The 17,648-nt window shown below is 59.6% G+C and carries 10 protein-coding genes; 1 reads left to right on the top strand and 9 read right to left on the bottom strand.

Annotated features, from left to right (window positions below; translation table 11 throughout):
• Positions 1-54: 54 nt before the first annotated feature.
• From PD282_RS01530 to PD282_RS01490, 9 genes are all read right to left on the bottom strand, one after another.
• The gene (locus tag PD282_RS01530) at positions 55-1,029 is read right to left on the bottom strand and encodes a carbohydrate ABC transporter permease (RefSeq protein WP_274648638.1); all 975 of its coding nucleotides are present in this window, start codon (positions 1,027-1,029) and stop codon (positions 55-57) included.
• Positions 1,030-1,044: 15 nt separating this feature from the next.
• Positions 1,045-1,917: a carbohydrate ABC transporter permease gene (locus PD282_RS01525; protein WP_274648637.1), complete on the bottom strand. Its 873-nt coding sequence runs from the start codon at positions 1,915-1,917 to the stop codon at positions 1,045-1,047.
• Positions 1,914-4,463, bottom strand: coding sequence for a DUF5696 domain-containing protein (locus PD282_RS01520; protein ID WP_274648636.1), 2,550 nt, complete (start codon positions 4,461-4,463; stop codon positions 1,914-1,916). The genes PD282_RS01525 and PD282_RS01520 overlap by 4 nt, the downstream gene beginning before the upstream one ends.
• Positions 4,456-6,531, bottom strand: a complete 2,076-nt coding sequence (locus tag PD282_RS01515) for a YIP1 family protein (protein WP_274648635.1) — start codon at positions 6,529-6,531, stop codon at positions 4,456-4,458. The genes PD282_RS01520 and PD282_RS01515 overlap by 8 nt, the downstream gene beginning before the upstream one ends.
• Positions 6,532-6,710: 179 nt before the next feature.
• A complete protein-coding gene (locus PD282_RS01510) occupies positions 6,711-7,592 on the bottom strand; it encodes a carbohydrate ABC transporter permease (RefSeq protein WP_274648634.1) in 882 nt (293 codons plus the stop codon).
• On the bottom strand, positions 7,592-8,572 hold the full coding sequence (locus tag PD282_RS01505; protein ID WP_274648633.1) for a carbohydrate ABC transporter permease: 981 nt from the start codon (positions 8,570-8,572) through the stop codon (positions 7,592-7,594). Before PD282_RS01505 ends, PD282_RS01510 begins: the two co-directional genes overlap by 1 nt.
• The gene (locus PD282_RS01500; protein ID WP_274648632.1) at positions 8,556-11,687 is read right to left on the bottom strand and encodes an extracellular solute-binding protein; all 3,132 of its coding nucleotides are present in this window, start codon (positions 11,685-11,687) and stop codon (positions 8,556-8,558) included. Before PD282_RS01500 ends, PD282_RS01505 begins: the two co-directional genes overlap by 17 nt.
• Before the next feature lie 79 nt (positions 11,688-11,766).
• Positions 11,767-13,233, bottom strand: a complete 1,467-nt coding sequence (locus PD282_RS01495; protein ID WP_274648631.1) for an extracellular solute-binding protein — start codon at positions 13,231-13,233, stop codon at positions 11,767-11,769.
• A gap of 528 nt (positions 13,234-13,761) precedes the next feature.
• A complete protein-coding gene (locus tag PD282_RS01490; RefSeq protein ID WP_274648630.1) occupies positions 13,762-15,378 on the bottom strand; it encodes an FMN-binding glutamate synthase family protein in 1,617 nt (538 codons plus the stop codon).
• A gap of 329 nt (positions 15,379-15,707) precedes the next feature.
• Between PD282_RS01490 and PD282_RS01485 the strand changes: the two genes are divergently transcribed.
• Complete coding sequence (locus tag PD282_RS01485) at positions 15,708-17,639, top strand: asparagine synthase-related protein (RefSeq protein WP_274648629.1); 1,932 nt, start codon at positions 15,708-15,710, stop codon at positions 17,637-17,639.
• Positions 17,640-17,648 lie beyond the last annotated feature (9 nt).

The following is a 17,648-nucleotide window of genomic DNA, read 5'->3' as shown; positions in this document are numbered from 1 at the left end:
GCACGAGCAGCCTGAGTCCAAGCCTCCCGCACCCGCCTCCGCCTCCGCCGCATGCTACTCTCCCGTGAGGCCCGTCTTGTCGACGACCTGCGTGAACCATTTTTGCGCGAACAGGTAAAGCACGAGCAGCGGCAGGACGATCAGCAGCGTAGCGGCCATCCGGATCGCCTCGTTGACGTCCGTTACCTTCGACGATCCGGTGTACATTGCCTTAAACGCGTCGTTGAACGTTTTCAGCTCAAGCGGAAGCGTTGTCATCGCGTTGCCGAGGTAGAGCGGCGCGAGGTACGTCTCGTTCCAGTGCCACACCATCGAGAACAGGAACACGACGACGATCGCGGGCAGCGAAATCGGCAGGATAATGCGAAAAAACGTCCGCAGCGAGCCCGCGCCGTCCATCTGCGCCGCCTCCTCGAGCGCATCCGGAATCGTCCGGAAAAACTGGCAGTAAATCAGGATGAACAGCGCGCCCCGCAGCCCCTGCGCGAACAATCCCGGCACGATGAACGGCAGCGGCGTCTCGAGCATGCCGTAATCCTTGAACAGCAGAAACGTCGGAATCATGACGACCTGCTTCGGCACGATGAACGTCAGCAGCATGAGGCCGAACAGAAACGTTTTGCCGGGGAAACGGAACTTGGCGAACCCGTAGCCGACGATCGCGCACGATACCGTCTGGCAGACGGCGGGCGCCACGGCGACCAGCAGCGTGCTGCCGAGCGTGCGCATATAATGCAGAACCTGCCACGCCTCCCCGTAGTTCGCCCAATAAAGCGTCCGCGGAATCCAGGCGACGGTCGGATCGAGCAGGTCGTCCAAATTTTTGAAGCTTTGCGAGACCATAAACAGCAGCGGATAAACGTAGATGAAGCCGATGCTGATTAGCAGGGCGTAAATGACGATTTTCATCATGAGCCCGTCGCTGCCTTTTCGCCCGAGCAGCACGCTGCGCGTTTTGACCAGCGCTGCCAGCGCCGCAGCCCGGACGTCCGCCGTCCGCCGGCGGCGGGCGATTTCGATTTTGCTCATCCCGGCACCCCTTTCTTACCGCCCGGCGGCGGAAATCCGATGTTCTTTGCTGCGGAAAAAGAACGCTGCGACAAGCAGCACGGCGAAAATGACCGCAAAATAAATCCACGCCAGCGCGCTGGCATACCCGAGGCCCGTGTCCGTCTGGAACATGTTGTCCTGGATCAGCTGGATGACGTCGCTGAACCCGTTCGTGAACAGGTCGATGACGGTGTAAATCAAATTGACCAGAATGAACGGCTTCACTTCCGGCAGCGTGATTTTCCAGAACGACACCCATGGGGACGCCCCGTCGATCGCCGCCGCTTCGTACACCTGGGCGTTCACCTTCTGCAGTCCGGCCAGGAAAATCAAGATTTGCACCCCGGAGTACCATAATATGAGAATGAACTGATTAATAATGCCGATGATCGGGTCGGCCCAGGACGGGGGCAAATTGTCTTGAATCATCGTGACAAAGCCGTATTTCTCGACCAGCGGAATCGTTGCGGCGCCCTGCGCGAACAGCTCCTGCACGACCTCGCCGCTCGTAATGACGACCGGCAGGAAGAAAATCGCGCGGAACAGGCTGCGTCCCCGCACCGGCTGATTGATGAGCAGGGCCACGAACAGCGAGAACACGATGACGATCGGAATCGTCAGCACGTTCGATTTCAGAAACAGGAACAGCTTCTCCGAAAACTCGGGGTCCGTCAGAAACGCGTCCTTATAGTTGCTCCAGCCCAAATAACGCGTTTCGATGCCGTACGGCGTGATCGTCACCTTGTTAAAGCTCATGAAAAACGAGTCGATCAGCGGATACGCCATGAACAGCAGAAACCCGGCGATCCAGGGCAGGATGAGCAAATAGCCGGTTAACGCCTCCCGCTTGCGTTTGGATAGTTTCATGATCGGCCGCCTCCCGCTGCCAGCGCGCTTTTCGCCTTGACGGTAATTCGGCCGTCGCTGTAGTCGCTGCCGGTATAATTGACCCACACGTCGACGCCGTTATCGTAGCTGACCTTAACGACGCCGTAGCGAACGACCGTCCGGCCGGTCATAGCTGCGCCGCGCACCTTTTTCAACACCGCGTTCACTTCGTCGTACTGCCGCTTGATTTCCGGCGCCCAGTCGGCGTACGCGGACGTGAACAGCTCGCCGGACGGCGTATTCTGCAGCTTCGACGCCGGCTCCTTCGTGACGATGAACGACGGGGACGCGCCGTAATCGATGAGCCGGAGCAGATCGAGCTCCGGGTCGGCGTCATTGTTCGCGTAATCGGCGAAATAATCGACGAAGCCGTGCAGCACCATCGGCACGAACGGCACCGTATCGCTCTCGTACATGTACTGCATCGATTCGACCGGCATGCCGAAATACGCGCCCGCCGCCCGCAGCATGTAATCGTTCGGTTCATAGAGCGCCAGACGGATGGAACGGCCGGACGCCTCGTCCGCCAGCTTCCCGTAGAGGCTTGCCGCTTCCGTGCGGTTGATCGTTTTGCCTTTATGATAATCGGAAAACAGCTCGCTGCCGGCGCCGGCCAGCGCCACGGCGCGGACGCCTTCGCCGGCAAACGCCTGAAAGTCGTTCCGGGCCAGCTTCAGCGCCGTATACGGGCTGAGGTAATACCCTTTCATATCCTTAAATAAATCGGATACGTATTTGCTGACATACGGGTATTCGATCAGCCGGCCGGTGATCATCCGGACGGCATCGCCGCGCGTGTCGACCCTGGGGCTGCCGCTGAGCAGGTTCGTGTAGTCCGCGTATAAATACAGGCCGATGCCTTCCCTGCCGGCGAAGTCAATCAGCCGCTTGAAGCCGCCGGGTCCGCCGAGTCCGCCCGCAAATCCGGGGGCGGGCGGGCGCGCGCCGTTCATGCCGTCCTTGCTCCAGCCCTCCAGCACCGCTTCGATGTTGTGCACGCCGGCTTTGCGCAAATCGGCCAGAATCGCCTGCGCATCGGCAAACGTCGTCATCTTCACAACATGGCTGCCCAACACGCCCGGCTCGATGTCGCCGCCGAGCAGAGCGACCTGAACGGGAACGTCTTCGCCGGGCGTCGCCGCCCGCTTGTCCGGCATCATCCCGCGTTCCTCCAGATAGCCCCGGTAGGCCCGGGCCATGCCGGCATAGTCGGCCTGCGCCCCGCTCAGCAGCCGGTACCGCACCTGCTTGTCGCCTTCGGTTTTCGCCTGCGTGAACGTATTGATGCCGCCCATCGTTTGGCTGGTCGGCTGGAAATAGCCGTAACGGATATTGAAGCGTGCCGAAATCCAATAGAAATTCGTATTGACGCCGCTCGGATACGCGACGATATCTGCGTTTGTTTTACCGTCCTCAACGATGCCCATCATAGCGTTATGCTTCACCCCGCGCACGATGCCAAATATGGGGTACTGGACGACATTACCCACGCCCGCGAGGTCCGTCACGGCGATGTCGCTGCCGTAAATTTGCCCGACGTACGGCTCGTCGTACTGCGTATGATTGTCCGCGAACCGGATCAGGGCGCCGCTGCCGTCGGGAACGAACAGGTAACCCGGCACGGACGCCTGCCGCACCGCGCCGAGAAACGGATACAGCTGGATGGAGGCGAGCCGGCTGCTTCCCTGTTCCTCGATGCTGCCGTTCGGAAGCGTAATGACGAGACTGCCCTTGTCCAGCTTCACCCGGACCGTCAGCTTCGTCCGGATGTCGGGCAGCTCGCAGGCGATCTCCATCCCGTTCGCGATCGGTTTCATCGCCGTCACCTTGCCGTGCAGCGACTTATAATTGGAAGAAACGCGCGTCGCATCTTCCATATAGTAGTCGAGAATGAACGGCGACAGCATCGCGTTGCGCCAGTCGTCGTTCAGCTCCTCCTTCTGCAGGTCGCTCCGGTCCGGCTCGGACGACCACACATAACCGGTCGCTTTCAGCTGAACCTGAATGGCGAGCGTCTTCCGGTTCATATAGAGCGCCAGCCCGCCGTCGTCTGCGATTTTGTCGTATCCGGGCCGGATCGCCGCCGGCGGTACGTTCTGCACCGCATCCTCCGGCATCGTAAAGGCGTTCGAGCGGAAAAGCAGCTGCTCGTCCTGCGTGCCGGCTGCCTCGGACGCCTGAGCCTTCGCCGAACCGGGATTTGCGTTCATCCCGGCGGCGGCGTTCGAATTCAGCTCGGGTGCGGCGTTTGCGTTCCACCCGGCTGCGGCGATCGCATTCGCTGCTGCTTCGGCACCTGCGGCCGAAACCGCGTCCGCTGCCGACGGCTGTTCGCCGGCACCCGGCGCCGCGGACGTCTGCGCCGTTTTCGCCGCTGTCCCGGCCTCCGCGGTCAGGGCGGCTGCCCGGAACGGCCGCGCATCGGACACGGACCCGCCGTATACACGGACAATCGAGCCGCCCGTCAGCAGCACGGCCGCAGCCGAGCAGACCAGCGCCGGCAGCCATTTTCGCTTGTTAAACACGGTACTTCACCTCTTCCGCGACGCTTCGCACGAAATCCCACACCTGATCGGACAGGCCGAAGAAAATGAAGGCGATCAGCGCCATGACGATCATTCCGGAAACGGTGATCGCCGCGTTTTTGAACGTCTCCTTCAGCTCGTAGCCGTGAATTTCCTTCACCATGACGAACATCAGGAAAACGCACCACAAAATGACGAGCTGCCGGGAATACGCGTATACGACCGATTCGAGCAGCGTCAGCCCTTTGGACATGACCGTGATCGGCACGGTGAACAGGATATACGGGCTCAGCGCGTAAACGGAGCCTTTGTACACGTCCCGGAATTTGCCCTCGCCGTCGTTAATGACGCTGACGAGGTAGTTGCAGACGACCCAGGCGAAGAAGGGGATGAGCAGCTTCAGCGCTTCGCCGATCATGTTCACCCGCACCGGATCGATGCCGCTGAAAATAAAGTTCGTCCCGTACACCTCGTACAGCCGGACCGCGACCAGCAGCGCGAGCAAAATCGTGGCCGACAGCACGGACGCCCGTCCGTTCTCCAGCTCGTAATAGCCGTCGATCGGATGACGCAGCATCCGAAACGTATGGAGCAGGCCGCGGACGAGCGGAATTTCGCCGATGCGCCGCAGCGTCCGGAGCGCCGGTGCGCCGAAGCCGGTTTTGCGGTGCACGCGTTTGACAATCAGCCACAGCGCGATCAAGCCGGCGAGGGCCGCGATGATGGTCGAGACGTGGCTCATCAGCCACTGCCGCCGCAGCTCCCAGTACGTGTTGGAATATTCGGTAACGTTGCGGGCGATTTTAAGCTCCTCGAACGCCTTGCCGTATTCGCCCTGCTTGTAATAAGCAAGGCCGATGCCGACGTGGGCCAGGTCGAACATGCCGTCCATTCGCAGCACCTGGCGCCACGGCTCCAGGCTTTCCGCGTATTTGCCGTCCAGGTACAGCGAGGTTGCCTTGTAGACGAGCAGTGCGAACGGCGTCGGCTCAAACAGCTGGATATTGCCGCGTTCCTTATCGAGCACATACAGCAGCCCGTTCCCGTTCACCGCGACGCCCGAGGGAGAAGTAAAGAAGCCGAGCCGCTGGTCGCCGCTGTCGTTGCCGCCGAACACGAACAGCAGGCTGCCGTCTTTGTCGTAGACGTAAATCAGCCCTTCCACCGCATCGGCCGCGAAAATGTTCCCCATGCCGTCGACGGTGATATCCGACAGATTCGTATCCATATAAGCCGAACTTTGAAACAGGTCTTCGCCCGCCACGTTCAGCTTCTTGACCGCCTTCGATTCCAAGCCGACTGTCGCGGTATAGATGAGGCCGTCCCGGTCCACTGCGAGGTTCGTCGGCGACGGGGGCAGCTTCTGCGACAGCTGGCTCAGCTGCTTCTTCGTGAAAAAGATGCGCTGCACCGCCCGCTCCAGATCGAAGCCGGCGCGGTTGCCCCCGAAGTAGCCGAGAAAATCGCCTTCCGGGCTGAGCTCGACCAGCCCCTGGATCAAGCCTTCGGCGACGATGTACAGGTTGCCGCGTTTATCGGCGATGATTTTCTGCGGCTTAAACGCATTGTCCGCGCCGAACAGCTTCGAAGCCGGTTTGCCGATCGTCTTCGTCTTCCGGCCGTTCTTGTCGAAGATAACCACCTGCCCGGCACCGTAGTCCGCGACGTAAACGTTCCCCGCCCCGTCGACGTACAGGCCGGTCGGCTGCTTCAGCTCGCCCTGGCCGATCAGGCGCAGCAGGCTGCCCCGCTCGTCCAGCTCCACGATGCGCCCATTGCCGGTATCGGCGACATACAGCCGGTTGCCGCTATCCACGAACAAGTCCTGCGGCTCATCGAGCGCGACTTCAAAATCGGGGCCGCCCGCCGCCTTCGCCGCAGCGCCGGACTTGCCGAAGATGCCGTAGCCGTCGATTACGCCGACAGGGATATAAGCGCTTTGCGTCAGCCGGGCGCTGCCCTGCTGGTTGACCGTGAAGGAAACGTAAGGCTTCGCATAAGCCGGCGCCGCGCCCAGCAGCAGAGAGAGCAGCAGGCCAAGCGCGATGCCGGGCTTCCATATTTTCAAGGTGATCACTCCCCAGGTGTTTCCGAAGGAAACACCGACTTCGTAAGCATAGGCTCAGGTGTTTCCGACGGAAACACCGGCTTCGTAAGCATAGGCTCAGGTGTTTCCGACGGAAACACCGACTTCGTAAGCATAAACTCTGGGTGTTTTCGGAGAAAACACCGGCTTCGTAAGAGGCGCTACTTGATGCCGGAGTGCGCCATCGTATCCATGACCCGGCTCTGCATGACGATGAAAATAATCAGGTTCGGCACGAACATCAGCAGCGCCGCCGCAGCCGCCAGCCCCTGCCCGGCGACGTTGTTCTCGATGCCGGTCGAAAGCGTCGTCAGGTAGAAGGCGAACGTCTTCAGCGTCTCCTTGCTCATATAAAGCGTCGACGTTTCCGTATTGTTCCAGGCCAGCTGGAACGCCAGAATGGCTACCGTGGACATCGCCGGCTTAATGATCGGCACGACGATGCGCGAGAAGACGGTCAGATCCTTCGCGCCGTCCATCTGGGCGGCCTCGATCAGCTCGCCGGGAATCTGGTCGACGAACTGTTTAATGAGGAAAACGCCGACGGGCAAGGCGAGCAGCGGCAGCATATGGCCGAGGTAGTTGTCGGTCAGCCCGAGCCGTTCCACCACCAGATACTGGGGAATCGTGACGGCCGTCGGCACGAACATGAGCGCGATCGTATTGATTTCAAACAGCGACTTGCGCAGCCGGAACTGCTTCTTCGATAACGCGTAGCCCGTCATGGCGCTGATGATCAAGGACAGCGAAACGACAAGCGCCGTGATGATCAGGCTGTTGAACAAATATTTCGTCGCCGGAATCGCCGTCAAATCCGACAGGCTGAGCAGCCGGTCGATATTTTCGAAGGTCGGCTTATGTACGAGAAACGTCGGCGGGTACAGAAACAGCTCGTCCAGCGGCTTCAGCGACTGCGAAAAAATAAACACGATCGGCAGAACCATGAACGCCGCGATCGGCACGAGCAGCGCGAAATACTTCAGCTGGCCGAGGCCGAAGCGGCTCGGGTTGATTTTGTTGCCGTGGAAGGAAGCCATCGCCATCACCTTTCTCCGTCTTTTTCCCCGAACAGCCGCCACGCCAGCTTGGAAAAGCCGTAAATAATGAGCAGCAGCACCACCGATACAGCCGACGCGTAGCCCATGTCATACCGGATGAAGCCGTAATCCGCGATATGGTTGCTGATCAGCTGCCCCGCATACTGGGGCGTCGGGTTCGCACCGGACAGCTGCACCCCGATGTCGCCGGCCTGGAACGTGCCGACCACCGCCATAACCGCCCCGAACAGCATCTGCGGCTTCATGGACGGAATGGTAATGTACCACACTTCCTGCAGCCGGCTGCGGATGCCGTCGATATAACCGGCCTCGTACATTTCCGGGTTGATGTTGAGAATGCCGGCCAGCATCGCCAGGAAGCCGACGCCCATGCTGTTCCACAGCGTGACCGTGATCATGATCGGCATTAAATAATGCGGCGATTGCGTCCATTGAATCGGCTCGTTAATGAAGCCCCATTTGATCAGAAAAGCGTTTAAATAACCGGTCGAGTCCCCGCTGAACACGATCAGCCAAACGACCGCCATCGCGACCGACGCCGTCAGCGACGGCGAATAAATCGCCAGCGTCAGCAGCGTGCGCGAGCGGCGAGGGATCTGCGCAAGCAGCCAGGCGAGCAGGAACGAGAGGAGGTAGCCACCCGGACCGACCACCAGCGCAAATTTAATCGTGTTGGGCAGCACGTACATCATGAATTCGCTGTCCTGCGTCAGCAAATTGACGTAATTTTGCAGCCCGATAAATTTCGGCGCCTGCACCGTGTTGAAGTACGTAAACGAGAGCCCGACGGCTGCCAGGACCGGGATGACAATGAACAGCGTGAACAAAAGCAGATAGGGGCTCAAAAACAAATAGGCCGATAGTTCGTTTCTGAAGGTTCGTTTCCGGTACCATCTCAGCTTCAGCGGTTCGCTCCGCGGCCCGTGAAGCTTGTCGCCCTGAAGCAGCTCAGCCGCCTGTTTCATCCTTCTTCACCTCTGTCTGCGGCATTTCCGGCAGCTGCGGCACGCGCAGCGGTTTGACAAGTCTGCCGTCCTTCCGGTACCCGAACTCCTCGAGCTTCTTGTCGATTTCGCGGTCGGCGGTAATGGTCGCATCCTCCACGGCCCGCCGCGGATTGACGCCGTCGAACACGATTTTGTTCCAGGCGTCGCTGATTCCCCGTTCCAGCATGTAATCGCCGGGAACGTGCGGGATGTCCTTCAGCCACGTCCACTGCTTCTCGATGACGGCGATGTCCTCGGCCGGCCACGGCAGCTGGCCGAACGCTTCCAGATTGGCCGTGTTCCACCTGTACGTCGGCCCGAAAATCGTCTGCATCCGGCTGCCGAACCGGCTTTGCGTTTCCGCCGATGTCCACCATTTTAGAAACTGCCAGGCTTCCTCCTGATGTTTGCTGCTTTTGAAAATGACCGTCGACTGGCCGGTGCCCGGCGCCCAGCGCTCCACCGTCCCGCTCGCGTCCTTCACGCCGGGCAGCGGCGCGATGCCCCACAGGCCGTTAATTTCCGGCGCGGCCGACGTCAGCTGGACGTAGGCGCTGAAATCGGCGATTCCGATCGGCAGACTGCCGTCGCGGAAATGGTTGTAGAAACTCGGCACGTTCAGCGGCAAATTGTACACCGTGAACAGGTCCGACATTTGCTTTATCCCGGCCAGGGCGTTATCGGTGTCGATGGCGGCCTCGGCCGTTCCGTCGCTGCGAAACAGCTCCCCGCCGTTTTGATACAGGAACGGTACCGTCAGCCAGAACGCCTTATAGCCCCCCGTCTGCGACAGCGGATCGTAGAAATTAAGCCCGTACCGCTGCAGATCAGGCAGAATGGCGCGCACCTCGTCCATCGTGTCCGGAACCGGAATATGCAGCTTGCTTAAAATATCCTTCCGGTAAAAAAGCACCCAGAAGTTTTGCGTTTCCGGCAGCGCGTACGTGCCGCCGTCGAACTGAAACGGCAGCAGCGCTCCGGGAGAAAACCGCTTCACGACTTCCCCGTAATCGGGAAACTGGGTCAGATCGTCCAGCGTCCCTCGCACCGCAAGGTTGAACGGCGTCGTATTGTTGATCGACAGCGCGATGTCCGGCGAATTGCCGGCGGCGTTCGCGAGAATGAGCTTGGTCTCGTCCGGCATAAGCGAGAACGAGACCTTGACGCCCGTTTCCTTCGTAAAGCTTTCATTCGCCAGCTGCTGCATCGCCGTCACATACTGCCGGGGCCGGTTGACCCAGATTTGCAGCGTATCCGAACCGCTGCCCCCAAGCTTCGAATAGTCCTTCGTAAACGAATGAAAAAAGGCGGCCGCATTCGCCTCCAGCCTCCGCAGCAGGCTTGCCCGCGCGGACGGCAGCTTTCTGCCCGAATAGACATAGAAGCGGTCGATCGTGAGCGGCTGGTTCGGCAGCTTGCCGAGCGCTTCCCCGAGGAGCTGCATGATCGAGCCCGAGCCTTCGGACAGCTGGCTGTACCGGTACGGCAGCGAATTCGGTTCCTTGGCCAGATTGCGCAGCCGGTCGGCGGACACCGCCAACGCATTGGCGGAGTCCGGATTGCGGCCGACAAGCTTCACAAGCGCGTCAAAACGGCGGCTCAGCTCGTCCGCGAACCCGTTCAGCCGGTCCGCCGCGTCCGGAATCTGGTCGGTCAAATCCCAGTCCCTGTTCGCGTCCTGCGTATTGCCCGTCGCCATTTTCACCTCGATGGCCAAATCGTTGATGCCGTCCATTACTTTGCGGATCGCCGTTATCGTCTCGCGGTACGGAGCGTCGTTCGCGGTCAGCGTCAGCGTATGCTCGCCCTTCGTCAAATGAAACCGGTACGGCACGCCGCCGGCGTTCGCAACCACTTGGTTCGTCCAGTCGTTCGCGAACGGAAAAGCGACCCGGCGCATCTCCTCGAAGGGGATCGCCCCGTCTATGCGCAGCGTCCGGTAAACCGGCAGATCGGTTCCCGAATCGCTTGTATTCGTGTTGTGCTTGTACTTGAACGCAAGCTGGTAATCGCCGTCCGCCGGTGCCTCGAACCGCCACGTGACGCTTTGCCCGCTGGTCTGCCAGGAATCGCCGCCGAGCGCGTTCAGCCTCAGGCTGCCGCTGTCGAACGGCACGGACGACGGGCTGCCGTCGGCCAGCGCGCGGACAAACGGCTCATTCTTGTTCAGCGTCCGCTCCGCCTCCACCGTTTGAAGCGCCGCCGGAGCCATATGCATTCCGCCGCCGTTCAGGGCGTATTCCTTATAGGATGGCACGTCTTCGGGGCTTGTCACCGTGATGCCGCCGAGCAGAACCGGCTCGCTGATGTACGGGAGCGCAATCGTGTTGCTCCCCTGCTTCAAATAAAAGAGCAGCGGCCGGTCGTCCGCCGACGCCGGATCCTCCACGGTTTCCGAGCGCCAGCCGGGAATCGGCTTCTGCTGCGGCAGCTCGTCGCCGCCAAGGCCGTCCTTCGCGAACGGGTAAACCGCGTCCCGCCAATACTTGTAGAGCTCGAACTGGCGCGCCTGAAAATACGGGTAATCCCCGTTCACTTTAATGCCCCGCTCAATGGACATGATCGTATCCGACAGCGGATAGTAATCGATTCGGACGTTGTACAGGCCGCCGGCCGGCACGTCCACGGTAAAGTCGACCTCCGGCGTATTCTTATCCCAGCGGAATACCGGCCCGCCGTAACCTTTGCTGTCCTGCGCCGGCAGCAGCGGCGCCGCGGCGCCGCGAACGCGGAATGCCGCGGGCTTCACCTGCCGCTCTACGCCGCTCGCCGCCCGGATCCCGTCCTTCGCCCAGCGGCTGAGCGCGTCGAAATAATCGTCCTCGGCCGCCTGCGGGGCGGCGGCTGCGGGCTCCTGCTTGCCGCCGCTTTCGCCTCCCTGCGGCTGCTGCGCTTTGGCGTCGTCCTTGCCGGACGGGCCGCCTCCGAACAAGGCGTCCAGCACGTCGCTGTCGGACTTGGCCGACTGGCCGCCGCCCGGGCTGGCCGCGGCGGCAGGAGCCGCTTCTGCGCGCTCCGGGCGGACGCCGGACGTATGGACGACGCCGGCAAGCATAACGGCGGCAGCGGCGGCAGCCCAGATCCTTCTCTTCATGTTCTCACTCCCGGTTCCGCATCCCCGCACCCGAAGACGCGGTTCCCCTCCCCCGGGCGGGAGGAGGGAAGCTGCGATATTATTTGGCGGCTGCTTCGATTTGCGCCTTGTCCTTGTTGAAAATATCCATGGCCTTCTTCTGGAGGTCCTTGGAAATGTCCTCCGGCTTCACCTTGAGCGTCAGCAGCTCTTTCTTCGTATCGTATGGGTCGAGCAGCTTGGAGATAATCTCCGCATCGCCCGGCAGCCATTTGTAGCCGTCGACGAAGCCGTTCGGAATGCCCGCAATGACGTCTTTCAGACCCGGCGCGGTGAACGTTGTTTTCAGATAGGCGTCCCACACGTCGCGGTCGTTGATCAGCGGCATCGTCGCGATCGGCTTCTCGATGTCGTTGATGCGCTGCATCCAGCCTTCCTTGGAATACGTCAGCCATTTGATGAACTCGAACGCTTCCTTCGGATGCTGCGTGTTCTTGGCCATGCCGATGTAGTCGGTGACCATCGGAATGCGCTGGCCGACCTTGCCCGGGATCGGGAGGAAATCCCACTTGAATTTATTGTTTTTGGCGAGCTCGGCGAACGACCAGTTCGCGTCGATTTTCATGCCGATTTTGCCCATGACGAAGCCGCTTTTGTCCTTGCCGTACCATTGGTCCTGCAGCTTGCGGTCGTAATAATCGACGGACGATTTGTCGTTGTAAATGACGTTGTTGATCCAGTGAATCGTGTCGGAGAACGCCGGCTTGTCGAAATTGAACTGTTTGCCGTCGTATGTAAGCCAGCCGAGGCTCGGATCGAACTGCGGCACAAAAAATTCCCGGGCGCCCGCCAAATTTTCGACGCCGAACTGATGCTCGCTCGGCTTGGTCAGCTTCTTGGCGATGTTCTCAAAGTCGTCGATCGTCCAGTTCGGCTTCGGCAGCGGAATGTTTTCCTTGTTAAACAGGTCGACGTTGATCAGCACGCCCTGGGTAAACAGCTGCTGCGGCAGTACGTACTGTTTGCCGTTATACTGGCCGGTCGCGCTCAGGTTGCCGAAAATATTTTTCTCGTTGTAGTCCGGATCGGCGCTCAGCATCGGCGTCAAATCGGCCAGCCAGCCGTTTGCCACATCCGCCGGCGCGTTGAATACGAAGAAGACATCGGGCAGCTTGCCTGCGGCCGCCGCAGCGCCGAGCTTCTCGTCCCACGGCCACGTCACCGCTTTGTCGATCTCAATTTTGATGTTCGGATGCGTTTTCTCGAAAGCGGCGATCTTCTTCTGCTCGACCGCCGGATCGTTCCATGTTCCGTACTTCAGCGTCACGACGCCGCCGGAAGAAGCGTTCGCGCCTCCGCCATCCGCGGGCGGATTCGTTTCCGCACCGCCTCCGCCGTTTGCGCTGCCGCCGCTCGACCCGGCATTGCCGGACGCTCCCCCGGTTTGATTTCCGGTCGAAACATTGTTTCCGCTTTCATTTGTTCCATTGCCGCTTGAGCCGCCGCAGCCTGCAAGCAGCAGACCAAGCAGCACGACGGACAAGACCAGTACAAACGACTTTTTCATCATTCATCTCCCCCTGCGTTGGATGGTTGACTCTGTCGACCCGAAAATACCGTTCCGAGTGTCCTAACCTCTGACCGGGACACGGCCGCGCTCGTTTCATCCGAATTCGACAGAACGAGGCGATATCGCATTCCAAATCGCCGGTTTCGGCCATTTCATCGAAACGTTTCGAATCTTGAACCTACTATACGTTATGAACGATAACGCTTTCAAGTTCCTGTTTTTGCCGTTCTCATGCAAAAATAGCGCTTCTTTTACCATTTATCCGTTTATGCTTCGTTTCTCGCGGCATATCTCTCGAAACGTTTCGAAAAATTCGCGCCACAAGAAGAACCGGCTCACGCCCTCTTTTGGGTGCGGAACAAGCTTTTTCCTTCGATTGATAGCCAAAGTCAAGGTGAATAGTTAACCCTTTTGAGACAAGTAAAAGCCGGCTGGAAACGTTCCAGCCGGCCTTCCGCTCAATTTTTCGTTTTTAACATGGGCCGCAATTTTCTGCCGTAAGGACCTTCCAAAGCACCTTTGCTCTCAACCCGCGTCGTTCAGGCGCCCCGGCGGTTTCGCAGCCAGCCCGCGTCCGGATTCGGGCTCCGGGTACGGGAACAGCTCGCTCATGCGGACCGTCCGTCCGAGTTCGTTCTTGAAGACGATATGCTCCCGCGCAAACTGCTTCGGGCTGTCGAGATTGCAGGCGGCAGCCAGTGCATACAGCCCCTCGCGCATTTGGAGCACGTAATTCATGACGCGCCACTTCTTCTCCTCGGGCGCCAGAGCCGCCATATATTTCGGATCGGTCGTCGTCACGCCGGCCGGGCATTTGCCGGTATGGCACTGCATCGCCATGATGCAGCCGCTCGCCATCATGAAGCCGCGCGCGGAATTGACCGCATCGGCGCCGAACGCGAGCGCGATCGCCACCTTGTCGGGCGTAATGAGCTTGCCGGAAGCGAAAATGCGGAATCGATCGCGCACTCCGAGCCGCCGGGCCGTATCGTCAAGCGCGATGAGCGCCGGGTACAACGGCAGGCCCATCGCGTCGGCCATCGCCTTGAACGTCGCGCCCGAGCCGCCTTCGCTGCCGTCGACGGTAATGAAGTCGGGAAAAATGTCGAGCTCGATCATCGTCTGCAGAAACGATTCCAGCTTATAGGGATCGCCGACGACGATTTTGATGCCGACGGGCTTGCCGCCGGCGTCCTGCAGCTTTTTTACGAATCGGAACGTCTCCTCGGCGCTGTGCAGAAACGGGAAGCGGTTCGGGGAATTGACGGTGCGGCCGACCGGCACCTTGCGGATGGCCGCGATTTTGGCGTTCACCTTCGCGCCTTCGAGATGGCCGCCGCGGATTTTTGCGCCCTGCGCGAATTTCAGCTCAAACGCTTTGATGTTCGGCTCCGCCGCTTTCGCGCAAAATTCCTCCATCGAGAACTCTCCGCGATCGTCCAGATAACCGAACAGGCCCGGACCGATCTGCGCCACTACGTCGGCTCCGGAAGCAAGATGCTCCGGCGCGACGCCGCCCTCGCCGGTATTGATCCAGGAGCCTCCGGCCATTCGTGCGCCGCTGCCGACCGCTTGAATGTAATGCTCGCCCACTGCACCGTAAGAGGTCGCCGATGCGCCGAACATCCCTTTGAGACGCCACGGATGCGCGCGGCTCCCGCCAACGATGAGCGCATCCTCATCCGTGTACAGCCAGCGCTTCGCCTCGTCCTCCGTCATTCGCTCCCGCCGCGTGAACAGCCCTTCCTTTTCAATGACATACTTCATCGCAGGCGCCTTCTCTGCGTTGTCCACCTTCAGCTCGTCCGTGAGCTTCGGAAACATGTCGTTGGCGATATAATAGCCGGACTGCTCGTAATCGCGCTTGGAACCGAAGCTGACCAGATCGGTCCGGTATTTGGCCGCGAACACGACACCGATAAAGTCAGCGCGCGAGAACGGCTTCCCCTCCGTATCGCCGTCGAACCAGTACTGCCGGAACTCCGGTCCCAGCTTCTCAAGCAAATAACGGATCCAGCCCATATAGGGATGGGCGCGGATAATCGAATGCTGCGGCTTTTTTGAAGCGGCATACATATAACCGAGCAAAACGGCGGGCGTCATAATCAAAACGGCAAGCAAAATCACGACGACGGTAAGCATCTTGTATCAAGCTCCTCTCCTGAAACAAGGAAAACATCCTTTTTCAAGTATAGCACACCCGGAAGAATCGGCCTAAACGCGGGATCCGCCGCCGCAATGCGAAACCTGCTTCTGTTCATGGCCCGGCATGGGCCTAAGGATGGAGCTGCCGGTTTGAAATCTCGAACGACCCGTGCGGAAGCCTTTTTTTGGTCCGGTTAGAGCATTGACAACATTTTTGCGGAATGATAACCTATTGGTAGTTCTTTATATAGAACAAAATCCACCTGCTTTTCTTCGACAATTGTTCGCTAAGAAGAACAATTTTTCGACAATATTCGGAGGAATCCATGAGCGCAATTGCCGGAATTTGTCACCTGCGGTACGAAAATATTGACCCCCGTCTGGGGATGTCCATGATGAAGGACTTGGAAAGGTATCCGGCAGACGATGCGCAGTATTGGCACAGGGGAGCTGCGTTTCTCGGCTGCCGGGCCCATTGGATTACTCCGCAGTCGGCGCAGGAGCCGATGCCGTATTATGATTCCGAGCGCAAGCTGGCCATTGCGGCGGACGCGATCATCGACAATCGGGAAGAGCTGTGCGACAAGCTGCTTATTCGCCGGGAGGACCGGAACACAATACCGGACAGCGTGCTCATATTGCTCGCTTACGAACGGTGGGGCAGCGAGGTTCCCGTACATCTGGTAGGCGATTTCGCGTTTATGATCTGGGACGAGAGAAATCGCACCCTATTCGGTGCAAGAGATTTCTCGGGCGCCCGCACCCTGTACTTTCACCGGTCTGCCGACACGTTCGCTTTCTGTACGGCGATTCATCCGCTATTCTTGCTGCCCGGCGCGGAGAAGCGGCCGAACGACCAGTGGCTCGGCGAATTTCTTGCGCTGCCGATTATGGCCGATGCCGTCGACAGCTTCGCTACGGCGTATGATTCGATCGGCCAGCTGCCGCCTTCGCATGCGATAACCGTTGCAGACGGGAAAATCGTCTTTTCCAGGTACTGCACGCTTTCGGCCGGCAGCAAGCTTCGGCTGAAATCGAACGGCGAATACGAGGAAGCGTTCCGGGACGTCTTTCGGACGGCCGTGAAGGCCCGTTTGCGCACCCGTTTGGGCATCGGCGCCCATTTGAGCGGCGGTCTCGATTCGGGATCGGTCGTCAGCTTCGCCGCACGGGAGCTTGCGCAGGAAAACAAACGGCTGCATACGTTCAGCTCCTATCCCCTCGATGATTTTACCGACTTTACGGGAGCGAGCCGGATTGCCGACGAGAGGCCGCTAATCCAAACCACCGTCCGGCATGTGGGCGGGATCGAGGACCACTATTTCAATTTTCCGGATATGAGCCCGCTGTCCGTGATGGACGATATGCTTGACATGCTGGAGATCCCGTACAAATTTTTTGAGAATGCCTTCTGGATGAAAGGGATTTACGAGCAGGCGAGCCTGCTGGGCATCGGCGTGCTGCTTTCAGGACAGCGGGGCAATTGGTCGGTATCGTTCGGTCCCGCCCTCGACTACCAGGCGAGGCTGATCCGGCAGCTGCGGCTGATCCGTTTCGCCCGCGAATTTTGGCATTACACGAAACACGCGTACAAAGGCAAAGTGATCCGGATCGTCGGCAAAAAAGCGTTCCCGTCGCTAGCCCGCCTGTTTCCCGCCAACCGCAGCCACGAGCAGCCGCTGCTGATCGCGCCTCATTTTGCGGAGCGCACGCAAGTGCTGCCGCGGCTGAGAGAGAAAGGTCTCGACGTATGGGGCTCCACCCTGCAAAACACGTTCGACGTCCGGGACGACCTTTTCCGCCAGCTCTATTTCTGGAACAATAACGGCACAATCGGCACGAAGCTGTCGCTGCATTACCGTCTCTGGGACCGGGATCCGACGAACGACCTCCGCGTTGTCCGGTTCTGCCTTTCCGTGCCGGACGACCAATACGTGCAGTACGGAATGGATCGCTCGCTGATCCGCAGGTCCACCGAAGGCTATTTGCCGGATAAAATCCGCCTGAACCGCCGCTCCCGCGGTATTCAGGGAGCCGACGGCGTGCACCGGATGCTCCCGGGCTGGGATCGCTTCACCGCCGAGCTGCAGCGCATGATCGAAGATCCGCTTGCGAAGGATTATTTGAACACGGAGCAGCTTGCCGTTTCCCTGGCCGTCATTCGCAAAGATCCCCGGCCCGAATTTGCGTTCGACATTAATTTCCGGCTGCTGATGCGCGGGCTGACTTTTTACCGTTTTATGAAACGCGCCTTTTGAAAGGAGGTG

Origin of the sequence: Paenibacillus humicola (genome assembly GCF_028826105.1) — a bacterium.
Classification (GTDB): Bacteria; Bacillota; Bacilli; order Paenibacillales; family Paenibacillaceae; genus Paenibacillus_Z; species Paenibacillus_Z humicola.
The sequence above is the reverse complement of the archived record's forward strand: the minus strand, read 5'-3'. Positions and strand labels throughout refer to the sequence as shown.